This is a genomic window from Pseudomonas sp. HMSC057H01 (assembly GCF_001836405.1).
Classification (GTDB): Bacteria; Pseudomonadota; Gammaproteobacteria; order Pseudomonadales; family Pseudomonadaceae; genus Pseudomonas; species Pseudomonas aeruginosa.
The window spans coordinates 1-9,352 of record NZ_KV828403.1; the positions used below are offsets into that span (position 1 = coordinate 1).

At 58.3% G+C, this 9,352-nt stretch carries 5 protein-coding genes; 1 reads left to right on the forward strand and 4 read right to left on the reverse strand.

The annotated features are described in order from the left end of the window. Positions 1 to 168 precede the first annotated feature (168 nt). From HMPREF2581_RS05015 to HMPREF2581_RS05030, 4 genes are read right to left on the reverse strand one after another with little or no spacing between them, the layout of a single operon-like run. Positions 169 to 1,347, reverse strand: a complete 1,179-nt coding sequence (locus HMPREF2581_RS05015) for a Wadjet anti-phage system protein JetD domain-containing protein (protein WP_223720391.1) — start codon at positions 1,345 to 1,347, stop codon at positions 169 to 171. Beyond that, positions 1,298 to 4,603, reverse strand: coding sequence for an ATP-binding protein (locus tag HMPREF2581_RS05020; protein ID WP_016254338.1), 3,306 nt, complete (start codon positions 4,601 to 4,603; stop codon positions 1,298 to 1,300). Before HMPREF2581_RS05020 ends, HMPREF2581_RS05015 begins: the two co-directional genes overlap by 50 nt. Continuing rightward, entirely contained in the window at positions 4,600 to 5,349 is a 750-nt protein-coding gene (locus tag HMPREF2581_RS05025; RefSeq protein WP_003137174.1) for a DUF4194 domain-containing protein, read from the reverse strand. The genes HMPREF2581_RS05020 and HMPREF2581_RS05025 overlap by 4 nt, the downstream gene beginning before the upstream one ends. Positions 5,350 to 5,351: 2 nt before the next feature. Next, a complete protein-coding gene (locus HMPREF2581_RS05030; RefSeq protein ID WP_003137172.1) occupies positions 5,352 to 6,968 on the reverse strand; it encodes a DUF3375 domain-containing protein in 1,617 nt (538 codons plus the stop codon). Between the two features lie 523 nt (positions 6,969 to 7,491). Here HMPREF2581_RS05030 and HMPREF2581_RS05035 point away from each other — a divergent pair. Beyond that, positions 7,492 to 7,737, forward strand: a complete 246-nt coding sequence (locus HMPREF2581_RS05035) for a hypothetical protein (RefSeq protein WP_016254340.1) — start codon at positions 7,492 to 7,494, stop codon at positions 7,735 to 7,737. The last annotated feature ends 1,615 nt before the right edge of the window (positions 7,738 to 9,352 follow it).

The window sequence follows — 9,352 nt, forward strand, 5'->3', positions numbered from 1 at the left end:
CTAAATCGGTGTCCGGGATCAGTAGACCACTACAAGCACAGCCTGGCGGGCATTGAGAGCTAGAAGTCTCTGAAGGCAAAAACCAGAAACTCGTGCAGAGAATAGGGGCCGTTTCGGCATCGCAAGCTGGTCACGGTAAACGATCCACTCGCCAAATAAAACCATGAATCATCTGGCCCACTTTCTTATGGCCAACTCCACCTGAGCCTTTGGAAGATACTCCTGCTCAAGACGCCCCCGCTCTTGCACCAACAGATACCGATAGAAATCAGCCTCGTCAGCCAGCAAACCAGGGGGAGCCGATTCCAGAGCTTTAGCCGGCTCGACGACTGTATTCCCCTGTGAGTGCTGTTCAAACAGCTCCTGCTCCATTAGGAGTGCTTCGACTGCAGGTTGATGGAGTCTCGCTCGCGCCAGCATCAGCAAGCCCCAGGTATCCATGTCGCCCCAGTAACCGATCTGTTTCCCGGCCAGATGCGCAGACGCCAACCAATGCAAATCGAGTCCTGCCCCCAGCACCGCTAAGGTGTCCGGCAACGTTTCGGGTAGCAGGTGAACACATTGCTCATTTTCCACTACGAGCAATCGCGAACCAGGAAGTGGGGTTTCGGCCAGTTCCGAAGTTGTCAGCCTGAGCCGCTTGAAGGGCAGCAGCCCAGGCTGAAGAGGAACGACTAGAACCCAATGACTGCTTTCTTCAAAGGCATCCAGAAAGGTCGTCAGGCCTTGCTCCGACGCGGCACCTTCGAAGCGCTCATCGAGGAGCTTCGTCAGTAAGGTAGCGTTTCGCTCAAAAAACTTGGTGTCCACTCCGTGCTCTGCAAGCAGACGCAATGGGCGGCCTTGAGCGCAGCCCGGAGCTAATTGAGTAGCGAGTTGCGCCGTGGCGACGACTTCTTCAGGCGTCCTCGTCAACCATAAGCTCCGTTGTGCCACCAGCAGCGTATGAAAGGCACTGTCTACCTGCTCGACCAAATACTCGAGTTGAGCGTATTCCTGGCTGACCCTTGGATCATCGCTCGCGGCAATCCATTCGGAGGGGCTACGCAAATGCCAACGCATCGGCAAGGAAATGGGGGCCAGACCTGCTCGGTAGCTGACAGGTTCCCAGTCGACCTTACCCACGTTCACGCTCCGCCAGTTCTCCACATGCCGGAGCACCGCCTGGATGTTGTCAGTGAATAGACGTGCCGAAGGCTTACCGATGTTGAGGCTTTGCGGCCAGCTACCGGGATTGAGCAAGCGCTCCAAGCGCACGCTGGAGCGCTGCCATTGCCTGGCCAGGTTACGGCCGATGTCAGTGGGCGACTTCATGCATGGCCCTGATGCGCTGTTGATGATGCTCATCCAACGCTTCCCAGCTCAGGGAAACCAGACTGGATTCCACGCCGCGCCGATGAACGACGACTGCCGAACGCGTATGGTGGCGCAACAGGCGCATTTCCTTGTTGGGGGTGATGAAGACAGCGTGCAGGCCGAACTCCCTCAGCGCTGCGATGATCCGACCGGCCACCGCATGGGAGCTGCGCGAGAACGCCTCGTCGAGCACGATGGTGCCGAACAACGGCCGGCTGCTGCCATCGGGACAGAGCGCATAGCTCAGGGAAGCGGTCAGTACATAGGAGGCGATGATCTCCTTCTCGCCACCGCTACCGCCCTGAGAACCTGTCCGGGTTTCGATGAGATTATTGCCTTCCCGATCGATCACCGATACCGCGAACTCCAGGCGGAAGCGCGGATCCAGCAGTGCCTTGGCCCCCTGATTCCTGCTGTGTTCGCAGGCATCCTTGAGCAGGCCAACGAGCGCCTGCAATGCCTTGTAATGGCTCTCGCCTTCATCATCGATGAAGCGCGCCGAGTTCAGTTGGCGCTGAGCGTGTTGCAAGGTGCGCAGGCTTTCATGAATGACCTTTTTCGCCACCAGGCGCAGATAGCGTCCGGGCTGAAAGTCGACACGCTGCATCGTACTGTTCAGGTCATCCAGGCGCTCCTCGATCATCGAGACCTCATGGTCGATATAGCTGAGCAGCTGGGTGACACCGTCATCCGAGGAGCGATTGAGGTATTCCAGGAAGCGCTTGAGTTTCTCGGGCAGGGCTTCCTCGGTCAGCACACGGAGACGCTCCAGATACCTGGGTACATCCACCAGTTCTCGCCCGACCTCTGCAAGCGCCCCGGTGTCTGCTTTCAGGGCGTCGGACATACGTTTGGCAAGCTCTGTTTTCTGGTCGCCCAGTTTCTCGCCGAGCGTTTTGAGTTGCCCTTGAAGCTCACGCGTATGCTTGCGTTCCAGCTCGTCAATATCGCCGAGGTCATCCGTGCTCAGGATCGGGAAATGCGCTTGCGCCAGTTCACGCTGTGTATCGCTCAGCCCCTTTTCGGCGCCGCGATAGGCCTTACGGGTAGCAGATGCGGCTTGGTCAAATTGAGTTTTCAACTGCACACACTGCTCAATCAGTCGTTGCAGCTGTTGGTCCAGAGACTCCCGCAGGGCCTCGGCTTGATCCAGCTCGGCTTTGATCACGGCAAGGTTAGAATCGGGACGCGTCAGGGTGTCCAGCTGAGTACGCAGCGACTGCAGCTGACGCTCGGCGCCCGGCCGATCAATATCGTCGAACTGCAGCTCTTCGATGCGTTGCAGCAGCGAAGCTTGACTCTCCAATTGACCGACATCGCCCTGGGCAGCATCCAGGGCCAGCTTGGCGGGCACGAGCTGTTCATTGACCTCGCGAATCTGCTCAGCCAAGAAGGCCAGACGGTCGCGGTTATCGAAGCCGGTCAGCCAGTCTTCATCCAGGCGCTTCTGGTCCTGCTTGTCGAAGAAGCGTTCTTTACCCGACATCAGCCCTTGGGCCGTCATGGCGTGAGGGGTATGACGCAATTGCTCCGTGCTTTCGACGCAGTGGCGGTCATTGTCCGCCAGTAGTGCCTTTACGGCTTCTCGGTACGGATGCTCCTTGAAGGTCAGCTTGCGGGTAAAGCCATCGTCGAAGAAAACGGGGCGCGACGACGGCTCTTTTACCTCCAACAAGCGCACATGCAAGCGGTTGTGCCGTTGGTTCACCCAACGCAGTGCGGCCTGGGATGAGCCCTGCGGCACCAAGATCCGGAGCCGGTGGCTACCGATTGCCCGCTCGATGGCACCCCGCCAGGCCAGCTCCTCGGGCTTGACCTGCACCAGCTCGGCAACGAAAGGCAGGGCCGACTCATCGACGCCAAGCTCCTGCGCCAGATCACCTCGAAAAGCATGAAAATGCCCGGGCAGGTTCGAGCCTGGCCGTCTCTCAACCTCAGCACGCTCCTGCTGTAAGCTCTGCAGGCGGCCATTGAGTTCCTGCTGGACGAGACCTGCATCGAACGCCTTCTGGCGCGCGTCTGTAGTTTGCTGGGCCAGTATTTCCAGGCGTGCCGCGATCTGCTGCTGATTTTCTTCGAGCGCAGCGGCCGATAACTCATCCGCGAGTCCAAGCCCCTTGGCCAAGCGTTGGTATTGCTCGGCTTTCAGGCGCCGCTTATCGCACTCCCTGACCCAATCAGCAATGCGCCCGCGTAATTGATCTATCCCTGCGCCCCCTACTCGCAGGTAGCGCTGACGATGTTGATCGACCACGCCCTTCTGGATCTCAAGCTGACTCCTGCATTGCGCCTGATCCAGTTCGGCCTGTTTGTGCTCCTTCTCAAGCCTGTTGGTTTCAGCCAACCACAGACGATACCCCTGCTCGGCGAACCAGACCGGGAGGATGCCTTCGAGCGCTTGTTTATCCTGCAACTGTTCTTGCAAGGCCCTATAACGTTCCCAGCCATCGGCGACAGGTTGCAACGAGCGCTGCTGCTTTCTAGCGGTTTCCAGTTCTCGGTGGATGTCAGTTAGATCATCGAAGCTGCTGGCGACCTCGGCAGCCCGCTCGAAGGCGGAGCGGTCATCCAGTACCAGCTCTCGAAAGATCTCATCAATACTGTTGAGCTGCTTCAGGCCGGCAGCGCGGTTGAGCAAGGTGAAAGCGTTTTCACCGACCTCGAAGTAATCCCTCAGCCTGGCCAGGAAGGCTTTCTTGCTGGGATACGGCCAGATCCCCATCCCATCCTTCTCCATCTGACGCAGAGCCCGCATGCCGCCTGCGTGATGCTGGCTGAGCCAGTGCTCCAGCGTCTGCTCGGGGGACTCGCTTAACAGCCAAAGTTTTTTCAGATCGGACGCCGAGGAGCTGGTGCCCTCGAACCAGAGCACAGCGCCCAGTCGAACCTGCGCACCGTCACGCTCGAGCGTGGCGGCAATGGCGGTGACAGTCTTACCCTGGCGCGCGATATGAGATTGCTCTACACCTCCGTCCCCGGGGCCGGTGACGCCGCGCACATAGGACACCAGATCGCGGTCGCTTTCATGCCCGCCCGTGGATGCCAGGTTGTAGCGCGGATTGGCGCACAGCAAGGTCATCAGAGCGTCCACCAGCGTCGTTTTACCGCTCCCCGTCGGGCCGATCACGGCGGTGCCGGAAGGATCGATCTCGGCACGGTGATAGCCCTGAAAGCCGCCCCAGTTATAGAGCTCGATGCTGGTGAGAATGAAGGTCTCGCTGTCACGCCAGAGTAGTGCCTGCTTCACGCCTCGTCCTCCTCACCACCGGCAGCCGGCGTAACCGCACCCTCCACCTGCTCTCGCAGCCATACTACGAGTGCCTGCAGGTTCTCCGGGTTAGCCAAGTGGGTAATGATGGGACGGATGATGACACGATCATGTGCGTCCAGAGCCGACACCAAACCATGCCCCTTGAGCTGATCCAGCAGCGTGATGATGCGATTGCGCTCCTTCGCCTCACTGCCCAGTTCGCCCAGGTAAACCTGCAATTGGGGAATCAGCTCATCAACCGCCACCAGCGCCTGACTAGCGCCCGTACCGCTTTCCTGTTCGTACGCGATGAAATGCTGTCGCAGAATGGCTATCAGCAGGGACTGCTCCAGATTCAGTCTTTGCCGACGCACGAGGGGGTGCGACCAGTCATCCTGCTCAGCCACCTCGCCCTGGCGAACGGTAACAAACACCAGCCCCCGAACCTCGTCGACCCCCATGGCAAGGTCGAGCGGCTCCAGGATTCTGTCCACCACCTCGATATTGGTGAGCGCTGAGCGATATAGGTTGGGTTTGTGGCTTTCTTCCAGCAGCCCGTACTTGAGCATTTCCTGTACGGCCTCACGTACCCGTTGCGGAGTCCGTCGCTCATCGACCTGTATATTGGCGCTCATGGCAGGTTGCTCACCATCCATGCCGTCATCCAACGCCATGGGCTCCGCCGTCAGCTCCGTTTCGTCGGCGCCAGAAGCGCCTGCAATTCGATCGAAGATCCCTGCCATGCTCACAACTCCCAATCGATGTCCTTGAGTGCCTCGTGGTCGAGTCCGACATAAGGCAGATTGAAGCCCCAGCGTTGCTCATCCTCGTCAACTAGCTCCACGAACTGACGCTCCTCTGTCAGCACCTCGATACCTGCCTCACGCGCCATCGCCAACCAGAGCGCAAAGGTTTCCAGGTCGTGAGCAGGTGGAAGCAAAGACGCAAGCTCCCCGAGACTCACAGGGCGCCCCTGCTCCACCAGCACAGCCAGGGTGTCATGAATCAGCGCTTCACGATCCAGCCCGTCGAAGGCATCCCAGAAGTCATCATCAATCTGCTCCAACCCCGCAGGCTTCAAACTCAGATCCAGCTCGCCCGCATCATCGTCATCCAGAGTCTTGAAGCGGAGACGCTCGATTGCCGGGACACCGGTAATGGCTACGCCAACCGGTGGTAAACAGGCAGGCTTACGGCGCTCTGACTGACGTTGCCAGTCGACGCTGAGCGCTAGATTGAAGAAGTCGTTGAGTAACTGTCCGACGCGATGATGCTCGGCGGCCAGCCCCGTTTTCATGAAGCCGCGGACATCGCGCTCGCTTCGGGCGCGCGCCTGGAGCACAGCCTGCGACTCACGAACTAGGCGTAACGCCAGCCAACGTAGCTCACGTTGCTGGGGACGATTCAGCGCCTTTGGAACCGCAGGATGACGAAGGATGGTGCGCAAGCGCTCACGCATGACCTCCAGCTCAGCGGACTGCCTCAGTTGCTGCTGGAAGCTTTCAAACACACGCCCTTCCGGTGTGTTGAGTAGAGCATCTTGACCATCCAGCAATCGATCGACGATTTCTCCACGGTGAGACTGCTCACTGATGATGGAGTGTCGAAGGGCGCGATCCGCCTCGCGCCAAGAGTCTTCAACTCGTCGAAAGTCTGCGCGCAGGCTGGTGGCCAGGTTATATACCTCGCGCATGCCCTCTATCGCCTGCGCTTCATCCAGCACGTCGACATGGCCGGCCTCTACCCGCGCCAGCTCGTGCTCCAAATCCTGGATTCTGCGGCGCAGGCTGGCAATACGGCCAGTTGGGCTGGGGTTCAGACCCGTTTCCAGGTTTTCAATCTCGCGCTGGACCACCGAAAGGCGAGATGCCGTGGAGGTCATGATCCGACTATCCAGCGAGTCGACGAACTGGATGGCGGACTCCAGCGCGTCGGTTGCGTAGATACGCCCCTCTCGTTCTACGACGAGGCGCCGCTTGATCCATTCACGAAGTTCACGACCTGCTTGGAGATGCGTTGCATCCGGGTCGATCTCGTAGAGCTCCTGGCTGGCATAAGCAGCCAGCATTTCGGACAGCGCTTGCAGCGCATCCTCCATGGGGATCCCATCATGCGCCCGCTCGAACAGCGTTCGCAGGCAACCCAACACAAGCGGCGCTCGGCGTGATGCGAGCAAAAGCCAGGCAGGGTGTTGGCTGCGGGCGGAGACATAACGTTCCGAGCGTTGTTGTGCGCTTTCTTCCATGGCGGCCACTTTCCAAAGGTAGTCCCAGCACGAGACTACCGAAGTCAGTCGTGGCCTCATGATACGTATTTGTCCTGGCGGATGGGCCTGTTCAATCGCCGGAATAGCCTGCGCCATGCCCCGAGTAGACTTAGCTGACAGCCGAGACCCTTCTTGGTGTCGCGGTTTGGCGATTTATTCCGCGTTCGCGCGCTAGATATTGGTGATTTGGCGGAGGGGTTTGCCGTCACGACAGTGGTTTTGGATAAGACGGCGGAAGCGACCTGGTGAACGCAAGTGACAGCTCAGTGGTTTTTGCGGGGCTGCTACTGGTTAGCTGCGGCAACCCAGTGCAACCATGGCGGCTACAGAGCATAGTCTCAATGACAATTCAGTGGTTTGATGGGATCTGACGGGGAGCTTTCTAAGTTGCCCAGTGGGAATTACGAGGCCTCCTGTTCAAAAAGAGCGGCGGCAGTTGGGAGGCTCGAGTGAGCTTTCACTCGCCCGCAACAGCGGCTGGATCTTCGCCGTCATCGCCACTCACTGAGCCTGACAGCTTTTTGCTATGCTGCCGACCTGCGCCGTGGGACTTAGTTGGCACCGGCTCGCCGCTGCCTCCCCCTGCGGATACTCCATTCAACCGTCTCCTGGAGTCGCGATGAAGCATCACTTGGTGATCGAAGACTGGGACGGCGACAGAGCTATTCGCTTGCCTGACGACGTATTGCAGGAAATGGGCGTCGACGTTGGGGATACGCTCTACCTTCTGGAGGAGTACGTAGGCGCCACCCGTTGCCTGGTGCTCAGCAAGACACCGCGCATTCCTGATCGCGTAGATGAGCTGGTTGGCCACTGGGAGTCGTTTGACAAGGTTGCCACCGATTTAAACGCCAAGGATGACTGAGCTGGCCCAGCCTCCTGCCCACGAATCTCGGCGCTTGCCGCTCTGCCATGGTCTCCTGCGAGGGCAGAGCCTGGCACCAGAAAAGCTTCGCTAACTTTTCGTTCCGCGCATTCCTAGTTTGTACGTTTGTAACGACACAGCCCAGAGAAGCAAAAACGGAGTTGGCTGAACTCAGGCGCAGCGCCGCTTGTAGTCGTCATTCCAAGTTCCTATGGAACCGGAGCAGCGCAAGGTCTTATCGATCTGTTAATTTCCACGGCCCACCAGTGAGCGTACTGGGTGAGGGTGATCATCTGTAGGTCGATAGTCGAAATTCAGGTTCAGTCAGACGGCGGCAGGGCGAGCCTGGGTTTGGCTAGTAGTCAAAAACCGGCATCCCAGATTTCGTTTTTTGTGCCACGGATAACCACCCTCAGGTGTCGCTATAGGCCTTAAACTGGAGGGAGCGGCACAAGACGAAACCCTTGCAGGATGGCACTTAGCGGCATTTTTTATCTCTGCATGGCAACTGAGATTCCTGTACCGCATTGCCCTCCGAAGGGTCGTGGGTTCGAATCCCGCCGGATGCGCCATACAAATCAAGCACTTACCAAAAGTCATTAGCCACAAGCCACCTCTCATGGGTGCATGGTGGGTGCAGTAAGCCTAAAGGAAAGCCCCGTCCTGAATCGCTCAGGCGGGGCTTTTTTATGCCGGCCAGCTCAAATGTCTGTCGTCAGTTCCAGCAGGGCAACCGGGTGGCCTGCGTCGCTCCCGGTAAGTTCGATCCCCTGGCGATTGGTCAGGTAAGGTGGGATTTTCCTCACTTCCCCCATTGGTGGTTGTGAGATAGCGCCGCGTTAGCCCATGGCTCAGTTCGGAGCCATCGCTGGTCGCGCCAAGGGGCGCACTTGAAATGCGCCCCTTCCCGGTAACGCGATCAACGTTAGTCCACCGTTAGCCAACGTTGCTCCAACGTTAATGCCCGAGGCCGTAACTCAGCGGGGTCGCCGTCTCCACAAAATTGCGGTCACGGTCGCGCGATCATCTCCTGAAAAATCAGGGCATGTTCACTACGAATATTTTGTAGTGGCGGCTTCAGCCGGTGGCTGGAGTGAGAGTTTTACGAGACTCTCGTAATACTCCGAATCTGGTGGATTTTGTGCGTCCGAAATTCGGACGCACAAAACACCGACTGACGACGAATTTCGTCCGCAGTCAAAAGGACGTTTTGCGTACTTTTGAAGCCGGGTTTTCAAATGCGGGATATTCCCGTATTTGCGCTTGAACGCAGCGAGCCTTTGCCTGCAATGCAGGAGATCCAAAACCGGCGATTTGCCGGTTTTGAGGTCGGACTATCCGACTTCAAGCCGGCCACCCGCATTTGAACGGCGGTTCGCCCCCATTGGGGGAATACCGGCTGAGGGAGAGGTCACGCATACGGTGGAAAGGTGAGCTTGTACCGGCTGGGCTTGGTGAACGTTTGGACAATCAGACTACGCGTGCTGAAGCGTTGTTTGGATAGGGGCAGAGGCAGAAAATACTCCAACCATTCAGCCTCACAATCCAAAAGCCATTGTGCAACTTTTTGGTGGATAAAGCTGTGGATAGAACGCTAGGGAACAAATACCCAAAG

What these genes read in the sequence shown, in the direction of transcription:
- HMPREF2581_RS05030 (WP_003137172.1), bottom strand. Translation starts at nt 6,968, where the DNA reads ATGGCGCAGGCTATTCCGGCGATTGAACAGGCCCATCCGCCAGGACAA.
- HMPREF2581_RS05035 (WP_016254340.1), top strand. Translation starts at nt 7,492, where the DNA reads ATGAAGCATCACTTGGTGATCGAAGACTGGGACGGCGACAGAGCTATT.
- HMPREF2581_RS05025 (WP_003137174.1), bottom strand. Translation starts at nt 5,349, where the DNA reads ATGGCAGGGATCTTCGATCGAATTGCAGGCGCTTCTGGCGCCGACGAA.
- HMPREF2581_RS05015 (WP_223720391.1), bottom strand. Translation starts at nt 1,347, where the DNA reads ATGAGCATCATCAACAGCGCATCAGGGCCATGCATGAAGTCGCCCACT.